Genomic DNA, 22,021 nt, shown 5'->3' on the forward strand with positions numbered 1-22,021 from the left:
AGCATTTTGGATACACTTTCCATAGGAACACCATTTAACAGGGTTATCGTTGTTGCGAAGGTATGCCTTGCAATGTGCGAGCTTAAAGGTTTATCGATCCCACAAACTGCGGCGATTTCCTTGAGGTACTCATTTAACTTTTGATTGCTTGAAACTGGCAATGCCCTGTCTTTGGTGATGCAATATGGATGGTCATTGTATTTTTCCAATATTGCGATTGCTGGTGGTAGTAAGGGAACAGCAGACCGGGTTCCCGTTTTTGTTCTGTTTGTGTAAACCCATTGTTTGCCATCTACACCTTTTTTAATATTAGATAGGCTCAGTTTCTCTATGTCAGAATACGCAAGTCCGGTAAAACAGCAGAAGATAAAAACATCCCTTACCTGACTTAGCCGCTCGGTTAAGAACTGCTTTTCTGAAATTTTAGTTAATTCATCCTCTGTCAGAAATGAACGCTCTACATTTTTGCTCTTTAGTTTGTATCCAAACATTGGGTCGCTGTCAATCCATTTTAAGCTCAATGAAATGCGAAGGATTTTACCAAGGCTTTTCAGATACCTCACTGTGGTATTGTTGGCACAACCGTTCACTGACCTCAGGAAAAAATCAAAATCTCTTATAAACGCATGGTTGATATTTTTGATGTTGATATCTGTTATCTGGTATTTCTCGTTCATGAAGGCGGTAAGATGTCTTTCCAAGACCTGAAAGCGCTTCAAGGTACCAATGGCGTATTCCTTTCCTACCAAAGCCTCCATTTTTTCGTTATGAACTTTGATGCCTTCCATCAAGGTATGCCTCCGGACTTCCCGCCCGATAAATCTGCACTTAATGCCATCGGATGTAATAACTTCGCCTGCATCAAAAAGATCCCTGTAAACCTGGTTGATCATGGACTGAAGATTATCCAGATGGGCATTAAAGCTTCTGACATCTTCCTTTTTTCCATCCTGCCTGCCCGATTTGGTATTCCACTTTTCGGGATCGCACTCAAGCCCGCTGGTCATTTCTGCCCTTTTTCCGCCAACAGTTATTCTTAAATAAACTGGCACATGGCCGCTACGATAGTTTTTCTGCTTTTTAAGATAAAAAAGCAGGCTAAAATTAATTTTCATATAAACTGAATTAAGGTTAACAAAATTAGCCCTGCAGTCTGAAAACGTCAAGATGTTCGATGGTCGAACACCTTGTTAAACAAGTGGTTATAATTAATTCGGTGAGTAATTTAGGTACCCAAATTACTCACCGAATTACACACTTTTAATATGAGAATCGGTGAGTATTTTGGTTTTTCCACTAAAACAAAAAAGCTTGCAATCATTTGATTTGCAAGCTTTTACGTAGTTTTGATACTATTTTCTGTGAACCTTACTGACATTTTCTCGAACACTTTTGTTTCCGATTTGAAACGTATAATTAATTTGGTTGATGAATTAGACGACGAGAAATAGTACAATACCCTAGTAGAGGTTTTTACGAATTCTCTACTAGGGAATATTGATGCTTTTTCAATACCGTAGAATGTTTGTTAGAACTAAGCTGCTTTTTGTAGCTGGGCAAAAATAGGGGATTTAGAAAAGTTGGCTTTCAAATAATTTATTCTACATATAACACATTTAGGCTTACTGCTCTTTATTTTTTGTTATAGAAGTAAGGTTCATTTTCATTTTGACAGACTTAGTTTTACTTCCTATTTCAGGCATGAACAGGAAAGGAGAAATTATACAACTTTTTCCCAAAATCCTGTAAAAATCCAGTGGTGCATTGCGGTACTTTTGTATCATACAATTTAGCAAATGAAAACCACACAAAATATAGAGACCATATCGTTACCCGTTCTTGGGATGACCTGCGCCGCATGCGCCGTAAGCGTAGAAAGTATGATAAACGCTCAACCTGGGGTTGATAAGGCAGAGGTAAACTATGCAACCCAATCTGTAAAGGTTTCATATCACCCAGCGCAAATACAGCCGTCAGCTTTTCAAAAAGCAGTACAGGCAATAGGTTATGACCTTATTCTAGATGTTGAGAATGGTAAGGAAAAACAGGAAGAAGTACAGCGGAACAACTATAATGCGCTAAAGAAAAGAATGATTTCAGCTGCATTATTAACGTTGCCCGTGGTAATTATCGGGATGTTCTTTATGGAGCTGCCCTACGCCAATTATTATATGCTGGTGTTAACTACACCCGTACTTTTCGTGTTTGGAAGGAGTTTTTTTATAAACGCTTTTAAGCAGGCCCGAAATGGTAGTGCCAATATGGACACGCTGGTTGCGCTGAGCACCGGTATTGCCTATCTCTTTAGCATATTTAACACCTTCTACCCCGAGTTCTGGCACAGCAGGGGCTTACATCCACACGTTTATTTTGAGGCCGCTGCCGTAGTCATCGTCTTTATCATGCTCGGGAAATTATTGGAAGAGCGTGCAAAATCCAATACATCTTCTGCAATAAAAAAACTGATTGGCCTGCAGCCTAAGACTGTACTTGTAATTACCGAGAACGGCGAAATAGAAACCCCACTTGCGGAGATTACTATTGGAAGTAAAATATTGGTACGCTCAGGCGAAAAGATTCCCGTTGATGGAGAAATTTATAAAGGTAGCTCTTATGTAGATGAGAGCATGCTTTCAGGTGAGCCCGTTGCCGTGTCCAAAAACAAAGGCGATAAGGTTTTTGCGGGAACCATTAATCAAAAGGGAAGCTTTCGTTTCCAGGCCGAAAAGGTAGGCGGAGCAACGATGCTTGCACAGATTATCAAAATGGTGCAGGATGCGCAGGGATCTAAGGCTCCTGTTCAAAAACTGGTCGACAAGATAGCTGGAATATTCGTTCCGGTAGTCATGGGTATTTCATTGCTAACGTTATTAATATGGGTGTTAGCCGGCGGGGAAAATGCATTTACCCAAGGAATGTTGGCCATGGTTACCGTTCTGGTTATTGCATGCCCTTGCGCATTAGGACTTGCAACGCCCACCGCAATTATGGTAGGCATTGGTAAGGGTGCCGAAAATGGGATCTTAATTAAAGATGCCGAGGCGCTAGAGCTTGGTTATAAAGTAGATGCAGTTATCCTTGATAAAACGGGAACGCTTACAAAAGGCAAGCCTGAAGTTACAGAAATGATTTGGCAGGAAGGGCTGAGTATTGACAAACAGATACTGGAAGGGATACTATTAGATCTCGAACAGCAATCAGAACACCCAGTGGCAGAAGCTATTGTTAACTATTTAAGGCCTACTAAAACCGAAACGGTAGCGGTTGAAGAATTTGAGAGCCTTACGGGAAAAGGTGTTCATGGCTTTTATAAAGGGCAGCAATATTGGGCAGGTAGCCATAAAATATTGGTTAATGCAGGTATTTCAATAAATGATAACTTGCTAAAATCGGTAGAGGGTTTCCAAAAACAGGCCAAGACAGTTATTTATTTCGCCAACTCTAAACAAGTATTGGCAATAGTTGCCATAGCAGACCAGATTAAAGATGGTTCTGCAATGGCATTAGCGGAATTAAAGAAACAAGGTATTGCTGTTTATATGCTTACGGGCGACAATCATGAAACGGCATCTGCAATAGCATTGCAGGTTGGTATAATCGACTTTAAGGCAGAAGTATTGCCTGCTGATAAGGCCGAGTTTATTAAAGAACTGCAACAACAGGGTAAAATAGTGGCAATGATTGGAGATGGCATCAATGATAGCCATGCATTGGCTCAGGCAGATGTATCTATCGCGATGGGGAAAGGGTCGGATATTGCCATAGATGTAGCCAAAATTACATTGGTTTCTTCTGATCTGATGCAGGTTCCAAAAGCATTGCGGTTATCTAAGCTCACCGTTAGAACCATCAGACAAAATCTTTTTTGGGCATTTATTTATAATTTGATCGGTATCCCAATCGCAGCCGGTATTTTATATCCATTGAATGGCTTTTTGTTAAACCCAATGATCGCTGGTGCGGCAATGGCCTTAAGTTCGGTGTCGGTTGTAAGCAATAGTCTTCGTCTTAAATTTTCTAATCTTATCTAAAAATAAATAACAACAATCATGGAAACATTAAAATTCAAAACAAATATCAAATGTGGCGGCTGTATAGCAAACGTTACTCCTTTCTTGAATAAACTTCCGGCCATCGGAAAATGGAATGTAGATACCCAGAACCTCGACAAGATTTTAACGATTGAAGGAAACCCGGGAATTGATAGCCAAGAGGTAATAGATACGCTCGAAGATGCCGGCTATAAGGCCGAAAAACTTTAAATGTAGATCAGATATAAATCACAACATCAGGCTGATTGTTCGGCTTGATGTTTGTAGCGTTTCAACGCTAGGATGCCAAATTTTAAATCGTATCTTATTAATTAACAAATGTTATTATCAATCAAAAATATGGTCTGTGACCGCTGCATTTCCGTGGTGGAACAACAGTTACAGCACCTAGACCTTGTGATCGAAGAAATTTCACTCGGGGAAGCAGTTGTAAGCCCCAATCCCTCAGAAGAAAAATTGAGAGAGATTTCTGCTGCCCTAAAGGTGCTTGGATTTGAACTTATTGATAAAGATAAGGACAAACTTGTCGAAAGAATCAAGAACATGATCATTGAGCTGGTACACCATTCAACACAACCAGAGATGCACATTGTTTTTAGCGAAGTATTGGGCGACCGACTCAACAAAGACTACGGTTATCTAAGTAGATTGTTTTCGGAGAGTGAAGACACCACCATTGAAAAATTTATTATCCAGCAAAAAATTGAAAAAGTAAAGGAACTGATTCAATATGGCGAACTGAACCTAAATGAAATTGCATGGCAGATGGGCTATAGCAGCAGTGCACATCTTTCCAACCAATTTAAATCGGTAACCGGGATAACACCTAGTGAATTTAAGTCGCTTGGCACAAAAGACCGTAAACCACTTGACAAGATCTAATAGCACTGCGCAAAAACTAATCTATCATCCTAGCGGGAATTATGTAAGTTTTTTGCAGAATCTTGTAACATTCAAAACAGTAACAACACTATATTTGTTATGTAGTAGCATTTAACAAATAATAGTTTATTTTATCTAAATGAAAATCCTTTTTTCTACAAAGTTTAAAGCTATATTTTTGACCATCATATTCCTTACGAATACGGTGGTTGGATTTGCTTGTAGCGTAGGGGTAGATATAGGATTTAATAAAGAGCATCACGATGATCATTTATCGGTTGTTAAAAGCACCTTACATTTACATGCGCCTGGAACAAAGAAACACAGCCATCACCAAGAAGATGCAAAAACACCGTCTTCTCATCAAAAGCACAAGGCTAATAAAAATAAAAAGGACAATTGTTGTAAAGACGAAGTTGATAAATTTGTGAGTATTGATAAACAGACAGTAAAGAGTACTACTGTAAAGAGTCCGCTGTTATTGCAGGATGTAATCGTTCAGGTTTACGGACTGCTGACTGTTTTTGCCAGTAGTGTACATACTCCAGACAACAGTTACTTTGTCAGATGCCATCATCCGCCTATATGCGATATCCGCATTGCGGTACAGAGTTTTCAAATCTGATTTAATGCCAATTTATTTTGGTAACAGCCAAGCTGTAACCAATGAGATAATCTATGTACATTAAATTTAAATAAAATGAAACGGTCATGATTTCATACATCAAACAGATGAATGAAACGATCATGGCAGCTTCATCACCATTGAAAACAAAATTATAGCGATGAAAAAAATATTTTTATTGGTTGCCGTGTTAACGTCGACCCTACTGCAAAGCACCTTTGCACAAAACACTCAAGCTCCAGAACTTTTAACTTCTTACTATTCATTAAAAGATGCGCTAGTTAGCGGTGATTCAGAAACCGCCAACAAAAAGGCAGCGGAACTTAACAAAGCGATAGAAGTTGCCGATAGTAAAATCATTGGCAGTAAAGAAAAAGCAGAACTGTTAAAACATGGCGCATTGATCTCTGGCATAAAGGATATCAAAGTGCAAAGGGAACACTTTGCCCCGCTCTCTAATGGTATTATTGCATTGGCCAAATCAGCCAAAATATCTTCCGAGCCAATTTATGTACAGTACTGCCCTATGAAAAAAAGCAGTTGGCTCAGCAATGAAAAGGCCGTTAAAAACCCATATTATGGCAGCTCTATGCTTACCTGTGGAAAAGTAACAGAGACCATTAACTAACCTATTAAATTCCTTTACTCCCTGAGATATAGACTCAGGGAGTAAAGGCTATTTACAATTTTCAAGAGAACAGAATGAAAAATATCCTATTTGGGATGGCCTTGTCCACCCTTTTGTTTGCTGCATGCAACAATACTACAAAAACTACTGAAGGTGTTTCATCAGCAGATAATACCGACAAAAATTTGGCTGATACATCCGCAACAAAAAGCAGTGCCACTGCCAGTGTATTAAATGATTACCTTAAACTTAAGAATGCGCTCGCAGAGGATAACGACGCCAATGCTGCAGCAGCAGCCAAAAGTTTGGTGGTTTCTTTCACCAATATAGATCAGGCCAAGCTACCATCGGCGCAGGCAAAAATCTTTTCCGAAATTAGTGCAGATGCCAAAGAACATGCAGAGCATATCGGGACAAATGCGGGTAACATTAAGCACCAAAGGGAGCACTTTGAAACCCTTAGCGGCGAAATATATGAGCTGCTGAAGGCTGGAACCGCAATGGGCACAAAAATTTATTATACCAATTGCCCAATGTACAACAAAGGAAAAGGTGGCAACTGGCTAAGCGAAACCAAGGAAATACATAATCCATATTACGGAAAATCAATGCCAGACTGTGGAAGCGTAAAGGAAGAGCTTAACTAATATGAAAACTAGGGGTAAGGTACTAGCAGGGATAGTTATAGTGTTTTTACTGCTGCAGTTGATACAGCCTTCTGATAATGATATGGGCAACCCTGGTCATACAGAATTTAAGGTTGCATTTAATGTGCCAGATAACATCGGTATGATTTTAAGGGCCTCCTGTTTTGATTGTCATAGCAATTCGACCGTATATCCCTGGTATGCCCATATTCAACCGATGGGTTGGTGGATGAACTCGCATATAAGTAATGGAAAATCGGAGCTTAATTTTGATGAATTTAACGCTTACCCCTTACGTAGAAAATTGAGTAAGTTGAAATCAATGGCAGAGCGCATTGAAGAAGAGGTTATGCCGCTCCAATCATATACAATTATACATCGTAGTGCAAAGCTCTCTAATGACGAACAAAAACTGGTGACCGACTGGATTAATAAGACAATTGACAGTTTGGAAAAAAACAAATAGAAATGAAAAAGATCATAATATTCATATTGGGGTTGTGCATGGCTCAACTAGCTTTCGCACAGCATCAAGATCATGGAGGTACAGCAGTTGCACAAAATGCAGTTATTTATACCTGCCCCATGCATCCCGAAATCAAGGAGTCCAAACCTGGTAAATGCCCAAAATGTGGCATGGCATTGGTAAAGAAAAAAATGGTGGTCTCGAAAAAAACGACAACAGCCCCTAAAAAAACTGAATCAGGTGAAAAACAGGGAATGGAAAATATGGGTTGGGGACAACCAAAAAAAGCGGAAACAAAGCCAACTGATAAAAAAGTTGAAAGCTTTACCTGTTCTATGCATCCCGAAATCCATAAATCTACTCCAGGGAACTGCCCGAAATGTGGAATGAAACTGGTAAAGGAAGCTCCAAAGGCAGTTCCTGCCAAGCATGATGACATAAAAATGCCCATGAAAGAAGACGCAAAAAAAGCTGAAAACATGGAGGACATGAGCGGAATGCAAATGGGAGATAACAATGCTACAATGGAGAATATCAAAAAGGCAAAATCAAATTTAGGCCCTATAAAAACCATTACCAATAGCACGCCGCCCCGTACTGTTCGCTACGATCTGTACATAGCTGACACAACGGTTACGTACGGCAAAAAATCAAAAAGGGCAATTGCGGTTAACGGACAAATTCCTATGCCTACACTCACTTTTACAGAGGGTGATACGGCATTAATCTATGTCCATAATAACCTGGATGAAGAAACTTCGCTTCATTGGCACGGCCTGTTTCTGCCAAACAAAATGGACGGTGTTCCTTTCCTTACACAAATGCCTATAAAGCCGCATAGTACATATATTTATAAGTTCCCCATCGTTCAACATGGAACACACTGGTATCATAGCCATAGTAAGTTGCAGGAGCAGATTGGAATGTATGGGGCATTTATCATGAACAAGCGCAACGAATGGAATATTCCAACGCTTCCAGTGGTCATCAGCGAATGGATAGACATGAAACCAGAAGAGGTTCATCGCAGCTTGAAGAATGCTACGGACTGGTTCGGTATACAAAAAGGCGCTACCCAAAGTTATGCTGAGGCAATTAAAACAGGCCATTTTAAAACAAAGGTTAACAATGAATGGAAGCGCATGAATGCAATGGATGTTAGTGATGTTTTTTATGATGCATTTCTGATCAACGGCAAGAACCAGAATGAACAACCACAATTTAAAGCTCGTGATAAGGTAAGATTACGTATAGCCAACGGCGGCGCTTCTGATTATTTCTGGTTGAAATATGCTGGCGGTAAGATAACCGTGGTGGCTACAGACGGTAACGATGTGGAGCCTGTAGAAGTAGACAGGTTGATTATTGCGGTATCAGAAACCTATGATGTGGTGGTGACTATTCCTGAAAATAAGAGTTACGAATTCTTGGTTACGCCAGAAGATCGTACCAAATCTGCTTCGTTGTGGCTAGGAAAAGGGGAAAAAGTACCAGCTGGGAAAATGCCAAAATTAAAATACTTTGCTGGCATGCAGATGATGAACGACATGATGGACATGCAGGGAAACATGATCGAGATGGATGGCATGAAGATGCAAAACCAGATCATGGACATGAACACGGTCATGTACCCTGAAATAACTGGTGAGGAAAACCCGAAGAGTAACAACAAAAAAGCCGATATGCCTGGTATGCAGATGCCGAATGACAAAAGCATGGCGGGAATGAACATGGCTGCCGAAAGCAAGGATATTGTAACCCTTAATTACAATATGCTCCGTGACCCAAAAAAAACAACGTTACCCAAAGGTCCATTGAAAGAATTAAGATTTGAACTAACAGGGAACATGAACCGTTACGTATGGTCTCTGGATAATAAAACGGTTTCCGAAAGTGATAAAATTCTAATCAAAAAAGGTGAAAATATTCGCATTATCCTATATAACAACAGCATGATGCGCCATCCAATGCACCTGCATGGTCATGATTTTAGGGTGCTGAACGAACAGGGCGAAAACGCACCAATGAAAAACGTACTTGATATCATGCCCATGGAGCGTGACACCATAGAGTTTGCTGCTACAGAGGCAGGTGGCGATTGGTTCTTTCATTGCCACATTTTGTACCACATGATGAGCGGTATGGGCAGGGTGTTCAGTTATGACAACCCCTTAGTTGATAAAACTGATATTACCGACCCAAAATTAGCTAAACGTGGACTAAATTCTGACGATAGGGCATTTCATCCAATGGCAACTGTAGGTTTGGAAAGCAATGGCAGTGACGGTGAATTTATGCTGGCTAATACCCGTTACCGTTTCTCAACAGAATGGAGACTTGGGTTAAAGGCGCATCATGGCAACGAAAGTGAAACTTATTTTGGAAAGTATATTGGTAAAATGCAATGGCTGTTTCCCTTCATTGGTTTTGATTACCATTATAATCGAACGGGCAACATGTTGGAAAAGAATATGTTTGGGCAGCTCAGCAACCAGGATAACCGAAGGGCTGCTGTAATTGGTGTCCAGTATATCCTTCCAATGCTGGTAACTGCAGAGGCAAGGTTAGATAGTAAGGGCAAATTACGTTTTCAGCTGATGCGGGAAGATATTCCGCTAACCAATAGGCTAAGAATGAATATTATGGCCAATACCGATAAAGAATATATGGGAGGTTTAAGGTACATCGTTACTAAATACTTCTCTTTCTCAACACACTATGATAGTGACATGGGATATGGCGGAGGAATTACGTTAACCTATTAATTTTTAGAGATATTAAAGTTGGTCTGTAAAGTTTCAATATTTTATAGAGAAGTAAGAGCGGTTGACTTACATCGTTTTAAAAGGTGATGTAAGTCAATTACTTACAGGGTAGATAGGTGTATTTCTGTTAATCAATAAAACCTGTCAACGAAAATTTCGCCACTCAACAGGTAATAGTAACGAAGGTCACGACTTAAGTTGATGGTTATCATATGGTAATAACCTATAAAGAAGCATCTTTAATTTTAATATTTTAAAATCAAAAATTATGATGCATTATGAAAATTTTGGTGGAATGCACCTAATATGGTGGTTCATCTGGGTAATTATGTTAATATGGATTTCCGCAACTCCCTATAATATACCTGGACAACGAGCTAAAAAGGATTAGCCACTCGATATTTTAAAGAAGAGGTTTGCTGCAGGAGAAATTCAAAAAGAAGAATTCGAGGAGAAGAGGAAGATCATGGAACAAAAGTAATCTGATCTTGAAAAATAAAATCATAGAATTTTCTGCAATCCGTAATAAGTTATGAATGTTTGGAATATAGTCTTAACTAATTATAAATTATAATAATCATATGCCCTAATGCAGATCTATCACGGAGTTTGTGAAATCACTATCAGAAAAGCATAAAATTCAATAGAGCATACTTACCACATTGGCGGTAGGAGTTGAAAATTTGTTCAATAAAAATCGGGTAACAGCGAAACTGAAGAACGGGCAACAGTGGAACTGAAGATAATTTAAAAAACAATAAAGATGAAATTTAAAGAAACTACTGCTATAGTATTTGCTTCATTGCTTATGCTAGTGATGTCCTTTTCAGTTAACAATTCCTTTGCACAAACTAAAACTGCAATGATGAAGGATCACTGTATGATGAAAGACGGCAAAATGATGGTAATGAAAGATGGCAAAACAATGCCAATGAAAAAGGACATGACTATGAAAAATGGAACAATGGTTATGACTAACGGCGAGTGTACCATGAAAGATGGTAAAAAGATGATGATTAAGGAAGGCGATTGTATGGAAATGAGCGGAAAAATGGGCAAATGTTCAATGATGAATAACAACATGAAGAGCTCAACAATGAAAAAAAGCAAAAACATGGCAACTGTTTACACATGCACCATGCACCCCGAAGTTACTAGCAATAAACCAGGCAAATGCTCTAAATGCGGAATGGATTTAGTGAAGAAAGTTAAATAAAGTCTAGTAATAAATAATTAAACAACCATGGAAAATTCAATCAAGCATACTTATCACATTGGCGGTATGAGCTGCGGTGGCTGCGTATCATCAGTTAAAAATAGATTAGCTGTTGCACCAAATGTAACATCCGTATCAGTTGACTTGGCAAATAAGCAAGCAGAAATTACATCATCTGTATTAATTAAAGCCGATACATTGCAAGAAGCATTAAAAGACACACATTTCACCATTTCGGAACTTAGTACATCTTAACTGAAATTTTTCTGTCAGCGGAACTTAAGCACTAACCTAAATTTAATAAATGATGTTTATGTATAACGGTTTTATTGGCTAGAAAGATTGTAGATGCACTTGAAGAACTAAAAATGAAATTTACTAAATAATTTTTTAACTATAAAATTTACAGACATGACAGATATCACTATTAACATTAAAACCGGTTCGGAGAATAGCGAACCTAAGGTAACCACTACTAAAGCCGGCAATATAACCGCCGATCCAAAAACTTAATCTCCAAAAGAGGAAACTCCGCAAGAAGAAACTCCAAAAGAACAGAACACTGATGCAACTATAAAAGAGGAAACTCCTAAAGCAGAACCATCAAAAGACGAAACTCCGGAGAAAGATGAACCGAAAAAAATGGATATGACCGAGGAAGAACATGCGAAAATGGGCTCTGAAAAATAAAATTTCTAGATGGATATTTTAACATTAAAGTATGCTGTCAGAAAAGTGGTTACCAGATAAAAGTTAAACAGAATAATATTTGCAAAATGGCAAAAATCACCATTAATATCGATACGGACGGCGATGAGCCCAAGGTTACAACTACTACGGAAAACGCCCATGCTGATACTCCTAAAGTAGAGCCCTCAAAAGAGGAAACTCCGCAAGAAGAAACTCCAAAAGACGGAACTCCAAAAGAGGAAGCTCCTGAAGCAGAACCATCAAAAGAGGAAACCCCAAAAGAACAGAGCACGGGTGCAACTCCAAAAGAAGAAGCTACTGAAGCTGAACCGTCAAAAGAGGAAACTCCAGAGGAAGAAGAATCGGGCAAAATGGATATGACCGAAGAAGAACATTTCAAAATGAGTGCTGAGAAACCATCAGAAAAAGAATCTTCCGAAGATGAGTCTCCAGAAAAAGAGGACTCGGAAAAAATGGACATGACTTCAGCCGAGCATTCAAAAATGGATCATAGTAAAATGGATCACGGAGCTATTCCGATGGGTATGGCAGGCCACGACCACCATAAAATGATGATTCAGGATTTCAAGAAACGGTTTTGGGTTAGTTTGATCATAACCGTACCCATACTTGTCTTTTCTCCAATGATTCAAGATTTCGCTGGTTTTAGTTTCTTGCTACCTGGCAATCCTTACATCCTTTTAGCACTATCTTCATATGTTTATTTCTGGGGTGGCTGGCCATTTCTGAAAGGGTTTTGGGGCGAAGTAAAAGAAGCCTCGCCAGGGATGATGACATTGATTGCAATGGCCATTTCCGTAGCCTATTTTTATAGTGCAGCCACAGTATTTGGATTGCCAGGAGTTGATTTTTTCTGGGAATTAGGTACGCTGATAGTCATTATGTTACTGGGGCATTGGATTGAAATGAAATCGGTTCTTGGTGCTTCAAAAGCTTTGCAATTACTGGTAAGCATGATGCCAGCAGAAGCGCACCGTGTAAAAGCGGATGGTCAGGTTGAAGATGTTAAACTGGATGCCTTGCAACAAAATGATGTGATCATGATTAAGCCTGGCGAAAAAGTTCCAGCTGATGGCATTATTATAGAAGGTAGTAGTTATCTGAATGAGGCCATGTTAACAGGAGAATCCAAGCCTGTAAAAAAAGAGATAGAAAATAAAGTAATAGGTGGTTCTATTAACGGCAATGGTTCGCTTAAAATAAAAGTGGAGCATACCGGGAAAGACAGCTATCTCAATAAAGTGATTAAGCTGGTTGAAGATGCACAGAAGTCCAAATCCAAAATGCAAAATTTGAGCGATAGGGCTGCCAAATGGCTTACCTATATTGCGCTTGGTCTTGGTTTTGGAACGTTAGCCGTATGGTTGCTTTTAGGTTTTCCATTTGTGTTTGCACTAGAACGTATGGTAACCGTAATGGTAATAGCCTGTCCGCATGCATTGGGGCTAGCAATTCCTTTAGTGGTTGCCATCTCTACAGCAGTATCTGCCCAAAACGGGCTTTTAATACGAAACCGTACCGCATTTGAAGATTCGCGAAAAATAACGGCGCTTTTGTTTGATAAAACAGGAACACTTACTAAAGGAGATTTTGGCGTTACAAGAATAGTTTCGGTTGATAAGCAATTTTCTGAAGATGAATTGCTACGCCTCGCTGTGGCTTTAGAACAAAGTTCGGAACACCCTATTGCTGTCGGAATAGTTCGTAAAGCAAAAGAAAACAAAGTTACAATTCCTAAACCTGAAAAATTTAATGCCATAACTGGTAAAGGAGTAGAAGCGATTGTTGAAGGTAAGAATGTAAAGGTGGTTAGCCCAGGCTATCTTAAAGATAAAAAGATTGAGCTACCTGCAGACGCGTACAGTAGCGAAGCAGAAACAGTAGTATTCATTATAATAGATGATAAACTAGCTGGATATATTGCTTTAGCCGATGAGATAAGACCAGAAAGCGCCGAAGCCATAATGGTGTTTAAAAAGAATGGAATAAAAGTATTAATGGCAACTGGAGATAATGACAAAGTAGCTAAAGCGGTAAGCGATAAGTTAGGTTTGGATGGATATTTTGCAGAGGTGCTACCACATCAAAAAGTTGAAATAATAAAGGATTTACAAAGCAAAGGCGAATTTGTAGCCATGACTGGCGATGGGGTGAATGATGCACCTGCACTTGCACAGTCAGATGTGGGCATAGCCGTAGGTTCCGGAACAGATGTAGCTGCTGAAACTGCCGATATTATTTTGGTAAACAGCAATCCTCACGATATTGCCAATCTTATTCTTTTCGGTAAAGCCACTTACAGTAAAATGATACAGAATTTAGTTTGGGCTACTGCCTATAACGTAGTCGCAATTCCGCTTGCTGCAGGTGTGTTATATAGTCAGGGATTTGTATTAGGCCCAGCCGTAGGTGCAGTATTCATGAGTTTAAGTACAATTATAGTGGCTGTTAATGCGCAATTGCTTAGAAAGAAAATAGAGAATAAATAAAATTTAAAAGAGCGACTTATAAAATTGATTGTTAATTGAAACAAGATTTAATATGGAATCAAAAACTGATATAACTACAGTCTTTCTTGACATTGGCAATGTACTACTTACCAATGGCTGGGCTCATGAGTCGCGACAGCTTGCTGCAGAAAAATTCAATCTTGATTTTAACGATTTCAATACTAGGCATGCCATTGTATTTGAAACTTATGAATTGGGAAAGCTTACCATAGATGAATATTTGGACATTACCGTTTTTAATAAACCGCGAAATTTCACAAAAGAGGAATTTCGTCAATTCATGTTTACGCAATCAAAGCCCTTCCCTAAAATGATTGAGTTGATAAAGAGCTTAAAAGAGCGGTATGGTTTAAAGGTTGTTGCAGTGAGCAATGAAGCCAGGGAACTAAATGCGTACAGGATTGAGGAATTTGAATTGGCAAAAATTATAGATTTTTTTGTTTCCTCAACTTATGTTCATTTACGAAAACCCGATGTTGACATTTACAAATTGGCGCTTGATATGGCACACTCGAAGCCAGAGGAAACCCTTTGCATTGATGACCTATGTGTATTTGTGGAGGTTGCCCAAAGCTTGGGCATAAAAGGTATTTGCCATAGTAGCTATGAAACAACCTGTGCAGAATTACAATCATTAGGATTTAAAACTACATCATGAAGGTATTAAAAACATGTGTTTTGGTAATCAACGGCGGATCGTCTAGCATCAAGTTCTCCTTGTATAATATCGATAAAAAATTAAAGAGTATCCTCTCTGGGCAAATCAAAAGAATTGGATTGGATAATCCTGAATTTACAGTTACGGATAACCTTACTCACGAAAAAAGCATAATCAAAATAGATACAACAACTTTTAAGGAGATTACTGAGGTTTTAATTGAATGGCTCAAAGCGAAAAAATATTTTGAAAAGATAGCTTGTATCGGGCATCGCATAGTTCACGGTATGGATCATAAACATCCAGAAGTTATTGATGACAATTTATTGAAGGAACTGCGTAAAATAATGGAGTATGATCCAGACCATCTTCCCGCAGAAATTGAAATGATAGAACTATTTAGAAAGCAATTTCCGCAGTTATTGCAGGTTGCCTGTTTTGATACTTCTTTTCACACAACCTTACCCAAATATGCAAGTACGTTTGCCATCCCAAAAAAATATTATGATGAAGGCATTAAGCGATATGGTTTCCACGGCATTTCATACAGCTATTTACTGAATGAGCTAAGAAAGAAAAATGAGGTTGAAGCTAAGGGAAAAATAATTCTTGCCCATCTAGGAAACGGATCAAGCCTTGCGGCAGTTAAAAAAGGCAAATGCATAGATACCAGCATGGGTTTTACACCAGCTGGAGGAGTAGTGATGAGTACGAGAACTGGTGATTTAGACCCTGGCGTGGCATGGTACCTGCAACGAAAAAGTATTAACGCAGAAAAATTTAACGATTTAATTAATCATCAATCTGGTTTATTAGGAATTTCAGGTTATAGTTCTGACATGGAGGATTTACTTCAACATGAAGGAAAGAATAAAGATGCCGCGTTAGCCATTGAAATATTCTGTTATCAAATAAAAAAATACATCGGTGCATATACAGCGAGTTTAAGTGGGCTTGATGTTTTGATTTTTTCTGGCGGTATCGGCGAAAATGCGCCAGTAATACGGTCACGCATCTGTAAAGGATTTAATTATTTGGGGATGGAAATAGATGAAAGAAAAAACAAAAAAAATAATACAATCATTTCCACAAAAAAAAGTAAAGTAAAAGTTTATGTAATCCCAACTAATGAAGAATTTATGATTGCAGAATCGACTTCTAAATTATATCAAAGCAGTACAAAAGATAACAATCAAAGATAATGTTGGGGAATAAAAACTCAAACACGGGTGAAAATTTTTATAGCAGACAAATTAATCATTGAGTTAAACAAAGGAAAATAAGACATGCAAGAAAGTTACGGCACATTATCAGAAACTATTAATGGTTTAAAAAAAGATGGATATACACTAGATTTTAATATCAATAAAGAATGCGTGATTTGTGATCGGCAAAATATTAGTTTATCTCCTGAAGATTTTGAGATAGATAAGGTATACCGGTTTGAAGGGGACGCAAATCCTGAAGATCAGTCAATACTATATGCTATTTCCTCTCCAAAATTTAAAGTGAAAGGCGTTTTGGTAAACGGTTACGGAATTTCCTCAGATGAAAAATCGAATGCTGTTATCTCTAAGTTAAGAATACATACTGCCAGTACTATCAAAAATGAACTGACTGAAAATATAGAAGTAGATATTAAAACCAACGAAGCAACTCCATTACGGCCAGAAGGAGATCGTATGTTAGATGCCCTATTGGTAGAAATGGATCTCAATATTTTTATTGAACAGTTAAAAAATGAAGTTACCTGGACTACAACCAATCGCAATTCCATCACTATTTTTAAATCGGACAATACAACCATTGTCCTTATTGGGCTCCATAAAAATGCCGAATTAAAAAAACATCAAGCAAAAGGCAATATTCATGTACAGCTATTAGAGGGGGAAATAAAATTTACTACAGAGCAGCAAACAGTATTGTTAAAAAAAGGGAAAATGATTGCCTTAAAAGCAAACATCCCCCATAGCGTAATTGCTGTTGAAGAAAGCTTTTTTTTACTTACAATGATTGTAATACCTTAGAAACATCATGTCATTTTGAAACCGAAATTTTAATAATAAAAATTTAAGTTATGGAAACAAAATCGTTAGAAATAACAACCGAGAACTTATCGGAAGATCTGTTAAATAAAATAAACGCCTACTGGCGAGCCGCTAATTATCTTTCTGTGGGGCAAATTTACCTACATGAGAACCCACTTTTAAGAGAACCTTTAAAACCCGAACATATTAAAAAAATGTTACTAGGGCATTGGGGAACCACGCCGGGGCAAAATTTTATCTATGTCCATCTTAACAGGATTATAAAAAAGTATGATCTGGATATGATCTATGTCTCCGGCCCCGGTCATGGCGGTCCTGCCATTGTAGGGAATGTTTATTTGGAGGGTACTTATAGCGAAGTTTATCCGAATATAAGCCAAGATGAGGAAGGCTTAAGAAAGCTTTTTAAACAGTTTTCATTTCCGGGTGGCATACCGAGCCATGTTTCCCCCGAATGTCCTGGTTCTATCCATGAAGGCGGAGAATTAGGTTATTCGCTTAGTCATGCTTTCGGAGCTGCGTTTGACAATCCCAATTTAATCGTGTCTTGCGTAGTTGGCGATGGCGAAGCGGAGACAGGCCCGTTAGCAACGGCATGGCATTCTAATAAATTTTTAAACCCCGTTACCGATGGTGTGGTTTTGCCTATCCTTCATTTAAATGGGTATAAAATTGCTAATCCAACCATTTTGGCAAGAATTGGAGATGAGGAATTGGAACAACTTTTTTTAGGTTATGGCTGGAAGCCCTATGTAATTGAGGGTGATGACCCAATGGAGATGCACCAACAAATGGCGATTTTGCTGGATAAGGTAATCGGAGAAATAAAAGCCATTAAAGAAAATGCTGCTAAAGACAAAAATGCTGCTCGTCCGAAATGGCCTATGATTATTTTAAAATCGCCAAAAGGCTGGACAGGGCCTAAGTTTGTGGATGGCAAAAAGATAGAAGGTAATTTTTTGGCGCATCAAGTTCCCATTAAAGACCCTGCAACAAACCCTGAACACTTAAAGCAGTTAGCAGATTGGCTGAGGAGTTACAAGCCTGAAGAATTATTTGATAATAACGGACGTTTAAATAGCGAACTTCAAGAATTGGCACCATCGGGAAAACACCGAATGGGAGATAATCCAAATGCCAATGGAGGGCTTTTACTTCAAAATCTCCGTATGCCCGATTTTAGGGACTATGGAGTTGAAATGAAACGTGGCCAATTGGGATCTGGTGATACTTTGGTGCTGGGAAAATTTATTAGAGATATTATCAAGGCAAACATCGAGCAAAGGAACTTCCGGATTTTTGGTCCTGATGAAACCCTTTCAAATAAATTAGACTTTGTGTTTGAAGCTACCGATCGTCAATGGGAAGCACCGGTAATTGATACAGATGACTTTCTAAAAAAGGAAGGAAGAGTGATGGAAATGCTGAGTGAACACCAATGTGAAGGCTGGCTGGAAGGATATTTGCTTACTGGAAGGCATGGACTTTTTAATTGTTATGAGGCCTTTATTCATATTATTGACAGCATGTTTAACCAGCATGCAAAATGGCTGAAAGTTACCTCCCATTTACCTTGGCGCAGAAAAATTGCCTCCCTTAATATTCTTTTAGCATCACATGTATGGCGACAAGATCATAACGGCTTTACCCATCAGGATCCTGGTTTTCTGGATGTGGTTATGAACAAAAAAGCATCGGTAGTACGGGTTTATCTTCCGCCAGATGCCAACTGCCTTTTATCAGTAATGGATCATTGTTTCCGTAGCAGGCAATATGTAAATGTAACAGTAGCAGGTAAACATCCTGCACCACAGTGGCTTAGTATGGATGAAGCTGTAGTGCATTGCACCAAGGGAATTGGAATATGGCCATGGGCAAGTAACGATAAAGATGTAGAACCAGATGTAGTAATGGCTTGTGCCGGAGATGTACCTACACTAGAAACGTTGGCGGCTGTTTCTATTCTTAGAGAACATTTGCCTGAGCTAAAAGTGAGGGTAGTAAACGTGGTTGATTTAATGAAACTACAACCGGAAACAGAACATCCACATGGTTTGAATACGAAAGACTTTGACACGTTATTTACAGAAGACAAACCCGTAATCTTCGCTTTTCATGGTTACCCATGGCTAATTCATAGGCTTACTTACAAGCGAAATAATCATGTCAACTTTCATGTACGCGGCTATAAAGAAGAAGGAACTATAACCACACCTTTTGATATGACGGTTTTAAACGAGATGGATCGGTATCATTTAGTAATGGATACATTAGACAGGTTGCCGCAATTGAAAAACAAAACAGCCTATTTAAAACAGGAGATGCAGGATAAATTGATAATACATAAAAACTATATCAGGAAAGAAGGTATGGATATGCCAGAAATTAGAAACTGGAAATGGGAGGTTTTAGAATCATGAACAAGCAAATTCTCATAGATACCGTTCAGCAATTATTTTCTGAAGGTAAAGGACTGCTTGCCATGGATGAAAGTACAGATACCTGCAACAAGCGTTTTGCTACATTGGGCATCCCACAGACAATTGAAATGCGTCGCAAATACCGTGAACTGATCGTTACAACTCCCAGCTTGAATGAAAGTATTGGCGGCGCTATTTTGTTTGATGAAACTATCCATCAACAAACAAAAGACGGAATTCCTTTTTTAGATGTGTTGGTTAAGTCTGGGATTATTCCAGGAATTAAAGTTGATATTGGTGCTAAACCAATGGCGGGTTTCCCCGATGAAAAAGTGACAGAAGGATTAGATGGGTTAAGGGATCGTTTACAAGCGTACAAAAAATTAGGTATTCGCTTTGCCAAGTGGAGGGCTGTAATTTCGATTGGCAACGGCATCCCAACTACGGGTTCTATTGAGGCGAACATTCATGCCTTAGCTAGGTATGCCTCTTTATGTCAAGAAGCAGATATTGTGCCTATTGTGGAGCCTGAAGTATTGATGGATGGCAACCACAGTTTAGAACGTTGTTATCAAATTACAGCGCAGGTGCTTAAAACACTTTTTTATCAGTTATACGTTAACAAAATCAGTTTGGAAGGAATGATTTTGAAACCCAATATGGTAATTGCCGGAACAGGAAGCAAACTACAAAACAGCGTTGAAGAGGTCGCCGAAGGCACTGTAAACTGTTTGTTAGAATCAGTTCCGGCTGCCGTTCCTGCTATTGCATTTTTATCGGGTGGGCAATCAGCAGAATATGCAACAGCGCATTTAAATGCGATACAAACAAAGTTCAAAAACCGATTGCCATGGATAGTTACATTCTCTTTTGCAAGAGCCATTCAACAACCCGCTTTGGATATTTGGAAAGGCGATAAAGCAAATGTTGCAAAAGCACAAAAAGCATTATATCACAGGGCTAAATGTAACGCAGCTGCAAGGCGTGGAGAATATATTGCCGCGATGGAGAAGGATTTAATCGAGTAGCTATATATTACTTTTAAGTGCTTTTAATTTAACAATGCTCATTTTTAATGTAAAATTGTGGAGAAAGAGCCGATAGGGTAAGCAATCTATTCCCAGTTTATCTTATGCTCCTTTTTAAACACCGTGACGAATCCTTACTTCATAAAAATTTTGAACTACAATTTTTTTTTAATTGAGTAGAATTGCTTACAGAAAGTGAAAATTTAACTTAATCAATTAACTATTTATTGAGATCCGCTTGAGGTAATTTCATTATTTTAGAGATTGTAAAAATGAAAAGCATCTATGGAAAAACCGGAGTTAATTGATCCCATCTCAACAGAAATAGATTTGTTGTAAAATATTGCTGGTCATTCAGTTAATGATTTGGTGGAAAGAGGTCAAAAAGTTTGGTTTATCAATATACCATCTTAAGGCTTGTTTTATATTAAATTACTGAAATAGGCACTTGCAAAATACTAATAGAACTAGTAAACTAGATTTATGGAAAATCGATTTAAAAGTCTTTCGATATTTGAATTTCAAGGTAAATTTCCTGATGATCTCAGCTGTTTAAAATATTTATCGGATTTGAAATGGCGTGGATGTTATAACTGCAAGAAGTGTAACCACGATCAATATTGTAAGGGGGAACAGGCCAGGGAACCGTAAAGTTTAACTTTTGTTAGTTTGTATCTTTCGTCTAGGAAGGCACAATAAGCCTCATCAAGAATGGAAACGTAATCAGATACTAAAAAATCACTAGAGGATAAAATCATTGAATTCGCTACTGATTACGGAAATACTGGCTATATCGATAAAAAAGAAAGTTATATTGCAGCTAAGGGATATCCTATGGGATATCATCAAGCGTTATCGGAAATGAATTTGGAAATAAAGGAGATGGCAAGTATCATAAAATTGCTTCTGCCTGGTATAGGAGCAATATCGCCAGATAATCTTAGAGTAATTGAGAAGTTTATAAAAAAATCCGATAATGAAAATGAATTAGGTTAACTCTATATAGGCTAAAATTTTAATGTTATCATTTACGCAATAATATCTCTGTTTTGCCTTATAGTAAATGAGAGCGTTAATTTAGATTGGCGGGAATGATTTTATGTTGTTCCCGCCTTCTTCTTATGGTAGTAAATTTCTTAAAAATACCAATCGTCACTATTTGGTTAAGATGTCTAAACTAAACTCTAAAAAGGAGTTTGTAAAAGGATAATAATGATATATTATGCCCGTAAGGGCCGAGCCATAATTTTGAGCTTTTAAGGGCTAATGCCCTATAATTATTGCAATCAGTGCATATACCAATAAATTTGACCCCCTTTCGCCAATTTTAAATTGACCCCCAGAGTTGTTGCTTGAAAAAAGCAG

General features: G+C 38.4%; 19 protein-coding genes. 18 read left to right on the forward strand and 1 reads right to left on the reverse strand.

The window, feature by feature from the left end:
- A partial coding sequence (locus H7U22_RS22075) for a site-specific integrase (protein ID WP_187073514.1) occupies window positions 1-1,115 on the reverse strand: 1,115 nt, incomplete at its 3' end.
- 681 nt (window positions 1,116-1,796) lie between these two features.
- Between H7U22_RS22075 and H7U22_RS22080 the strand changes: the two genes are divergently transcribed.
- The 18 genes from H7U22_RS22080 to H7U22_RS22165 all read left to right on the forward strand — a co-directional run bounded on the left by H7U22_RS22080 (window position 1,797) and on the right by H7U22_RS22165 (window position 21,652).
- On the forward strand, window positions 1,797-4,031 hold the full coding sequence (locus H7U22_RS22080) for a heavy metal translocating P-type ATPase (protein ID WP_187073515.1): 2,235 nt from the start codon (window positions 1,797-1,799) through the stop codon (window positions 4,029-4,031).
- 18 nt (window positions 4,032-4,049) lie between these two features.
- Window positions 4,050-4,262, forward strand: a complete 213-nt coding sequence (locus H7U22_RS22085) for a heavy-metal-associated domain-containing protein (protein ID WP_187073516.1) — start codon at window positions 4,050-4,052, stop codon at window positions 4,260-4,262.
- Between the two features lie 108 nt (window positions 4,263-4,370).
- On the forward strand, window positions 4,371-4,934 hold the full coding sequence (locus tag H7U22_RS22090) for a helix-turn-helix domain-containing protein (protein WP_187073517.1): 564 nt from the start codon (window positions 4,371-4,373) through the stop codon (window positions 4,932-4,934).
- 178 nt (window positions 4,935-5,112) lie between these two features.
- The gene (locus H7U22_RS22095) at window positions 5,113-5,559 is read left to right on the forward strand and encodes a hypothetical protein (protein WP_187073518.1); all 447 of its coding nucleotides are present in this window, start codon (window positions 5,113-5,115) and stop codon (window positions 5,557-5,559) included.
- A 160-nt stretch (window positions 5,560-5,719) separates the two neighbouring features.
- The gene (locus H7U22_RS22100; protein ID WP_187073519.1) at window positions 5,720-6,187 is read left to right on the forward strand and encodes a DUF3347 domain-containing protein; all 468 of its coding nucleotides are present in this window, start codon (window positions 5,720-5,722) and stop codon (window positions 6,185-6,187) included.
- A gap of 74 nt (window positions 6,188-6,261) precedes the next feature.
- Window positions 6,262-6,834 (forward strand): DUF3347 domain-containing protein, encoded by a 573-nt coding sequence (locus H7U22_RS22105; protein ID WP_187073520.1) that lies wholly within the window; start codon window positions 6,262-6,264, stop codon window positions 6,832-6,834.
- A gap of 1 nt (window position 6,835) precedes the next feature.
- Window positions 6,836-7,300 carry a heme-binding domain-containing protein gene (locus H7U22_RS22110; protein WP_187073521.1) on the forward strand — a complete coding sequence of 155 codons (465 nt, stop codon included), beginning with the start codon at window positions 6,836-6,838 and terminating at the stop codon, window positions 7,298-7,300.
- A gap of 2 nt (window positions 7,301-7,302) precedes the next feature.
- The gene (locus H7U22_RS22115) at window positions 7,303-10,065 is read left to right on the forward strand and encodes a multicopper oxidase domain-containing protein (RefSeq protein WP_187073522.1); all 2,763 of its coding nucleotides are present in this window, start codon (window positions 7,303-7,305) and stop codon (window positions 10,063-10,065) included.
- Between the two features lie 400 nt (window positions 10,066-10,465).
- The gene (locus H7U22_RS23220) at window positions 10,466-10,546 is read left to right on the forward strand and encodes an SHOCT domain-containing protein (protein ID WP_317173023.1); all 81 of its coding nucleotides are present in this window, start codon (window positions 10,466-10,468) and stop codon (window positions 10,544-10,546) included.
- Between the two features lie 282 nt (window positions 10,547-10,828).
- On the forward strand, window positions 10,829-11,281 hold the full coding sequence (locus tag H7U22_RS23225) for a DUF6799 domain-containing protein (protein ID WP_187073531.1): 453 nt from the start codon (window positions 10,829-10,831) through the stop codon (window positions 11,279-11,281).
- A gap of 27 nt (window positions 11,282-11,308) precedes the next feature.
- Window positions 11,309-11,536 carry a heavy-metal-associated domain-containing protein gene (locus tag H7U22_RS22130; protein WP_187073523.1) on the forward strand — a complete coding sequence of 76 codons (228 nt, stop codon included), beginning with the start codon at window positions 11,309-11,311 and terminating at the stop codon, window positions 11,534-11,536.
- A 521-nt stretch (window positions 11,537-12,057) separates the two neighbouring features.
- Entirely contained in the window at window positions 12,058-14,481 is a 2,424-nt protein-coding gene (locus H7U22_RS22135; protein WP_248284832.1) for a copper-translocating P-type ATPase, read from the forward strand.
- Between the two features lie 52 nt (window positions 14,482-14,533).
- Window positions 14,534-15,160, forward strand: a complete 627-nt coding sequence (locus H7U22_RS22140) for an HAD family hydrolase (RefSeq protein ID WP_187073524.1) — start codon at window positions 14,534-14,536, stop codon at window positions 15,158-15,160.
- Window positions 15,157-16,362: an acetate/propionate family kinase gene (locus H7U22_RS22145; RefSeq protein ID WP_187073525.1), complete on the forward strand. Its 1,206-nt coding sequence runs from the start codon at window positions 15,157-15,159 to the stop codon at window positions 16,360-16,362. Before H7U22_RS22140 ends, H7U22_RS22145 begins: the two co-directional genes overlap by 4 nt.
- Before the next feature lie 84 nt (window positions 16,363-16,446).
- Window positions 16,447-17,187 (forward strand): cupin domain-containing protein, encoded by a 741-nt coding sequence (locus H7U22_RS22150; protein WP_187073526.1) that lies wholly within the window; start codon window positions 16,447-16,449, stop codon window positions 17,185-17,187.
- A gap of 50 nt (window positions 17,188-17,237) precedes the next feature.
- Window positions 17,238-19,628, forward strand: coding sequence for a phosphoketolase family protein (locus tag H7U22_RS22155; protein ID WP_187073527.1), 2,391 nt, complete (start codon window positions 17,238-17,240; stop codon window positions 19,626-19,628).
- Window positions 19,625-20,656 carry a class I fructose-bisphosphate aldolase gene (locus H7U22_RS22160; RefSeq protein ID WP_187073528.1) on the forward strand — a complete coding sequence of 344 codons (1,032 nt, stop codon included), beginning with the start codon at window positions 19,625-19,627 and terminating at the stop codon, window positions 20,654-20,656. Before H7U22_RS22155 ends, H7U22_RS22160 begins: the two co-directional genes overlap by 4 nt.
- Window positions 20,657-21,490: 834 nt before the next feature.
- On the forward strand, window positions 21,491-21,652 hold the full coding sequence (locus H7U22_RS22165; RefSeq protein ID WP_187073529.1) for a hypothetical protein: 162 nt from the start codon (window positions 21,491-21,493) through the stop codon (window positions 21,650-21,652).
- Window positions 21,653-22,021 lie beyond the last annotated feature (369 nt).

The organism is Pedobacter fastidiosus (assembly GCF_014306625.1).
Lineage (GTDB): Bacteria > Bacteroidota > Bacteroidia > Sphingobacteriales > Sphingobacteriaceae > Pedobacter > Pedobacter fastidiosus.

Bases quoted from the DNA above. Each gene is read 5' to 3' on its own strand.
- H7U22_RS22135 (WP_248284832.1), top strand. From the start codon at position 12,058: ATGGCAAAAATCACCATTAATATCGATACGGACGGCGATGAGCCCAAG.
- H7U22_RS22130 (WP_187073523.1), top strand. From the start codon at position 11,309: ATGGAAAATTCAATCAAGCATACTTATCACATTGGCGGTATGAGCTGC.
- H7U22_RS22090 (WP_187073517.1), top strand. From the start codon at position 4,371: ATGTTATTATCAATCAAAAATATGGTCTGTGACCGCTGCATTTCCGTG.
- H7U22_RS22105 (WP_187073520.1), top strand. From the start codon at position 6,262: ATGAAAAATATCCTATTTGGGATGGCCTTGTCCACCCTTTTGTTTGCT.
- H7U22_RS22110 (WP_187073521.1), top strand. From the start codon at position 6,836: ATGAAAACTAGGGGTAAGGTACTAGCAGGGATAGTTATAGTGTTTTTA.
- H7U22_RS22150 (WP_187073526.1), top strand. From the start codon at position 16,447: ATGCAAGAAAGTTACGGCACATTATCAGAAACTATTAATGGTTTAAAA.
- H7U22_RS22100 (WP_187073519.1), top strand. From the start codon at position 5,720: ATGAAAAAAATATTTTTATTGGTTGCCGTGTTAACGTCGACCCTACTG.
- H7U22_RS22165 (WP_187073529.1), top strand. From the start codon at position 21,491: ATGGGATATCATCAAGCGTTATCGGAAATGAATTTGGAAATAAAGGAG.
- H7U22_RS22080 (WP_187073515.1), top strand. From the start codon at position 1,797: ATGAAAACCACACAAAATATAGAGACCATATCGTTACCCGTTCTTGGG.
- H7U22_RS22160 (WP_187073528.1), top strand. From the start codon at position 19,625: ATGAACAAGCAAATTCTCATAGATACCGTTCAGCAATTATTTTCTGAA.
- H7U22_RS22155 (WP_187073527.1), top strand. From the start codon at position 17,238: ATGGAAACAAAATCGTTAGAAATAACAACCGAGAACTTATCGGAAGAT.
- H7U22_RS22115 (WP_187073522.1), top strand. From the start codon at position 7,303: ATGAAAAAGATCATAATATTCATATTGGGGTTGTGCATGGCTCAACTA.
- H7U22_RS22145 (WP_187073525.1), top strand. From the start codon at position 15,157: ATGAAGGTATTAAAAACATGTGTTTTGGTAATCAACGGCGGATCGTCT.
- H7U22_RS23225 (WP_187073531.1), top strand. From the start codon at position 10,829: ATGAAATTTAAAGAAACTACTGCTATAGTATTTGCTTCATTGCTTATG.
- H7U22_RS22085 (WP_187073516.1), top strand. From the start codon at position 4,050: ATGGAAACATTAAAATTCAAAACAAATATCAAATGTGGCGGCTGTATA.
- H7U22_RS22140 (WP_187073524.1), top strand. From the start codon at position 14,534: ATGGAATCAAAAACTGATATAACTACAGTCTTTCTTGACATTGGCAAT.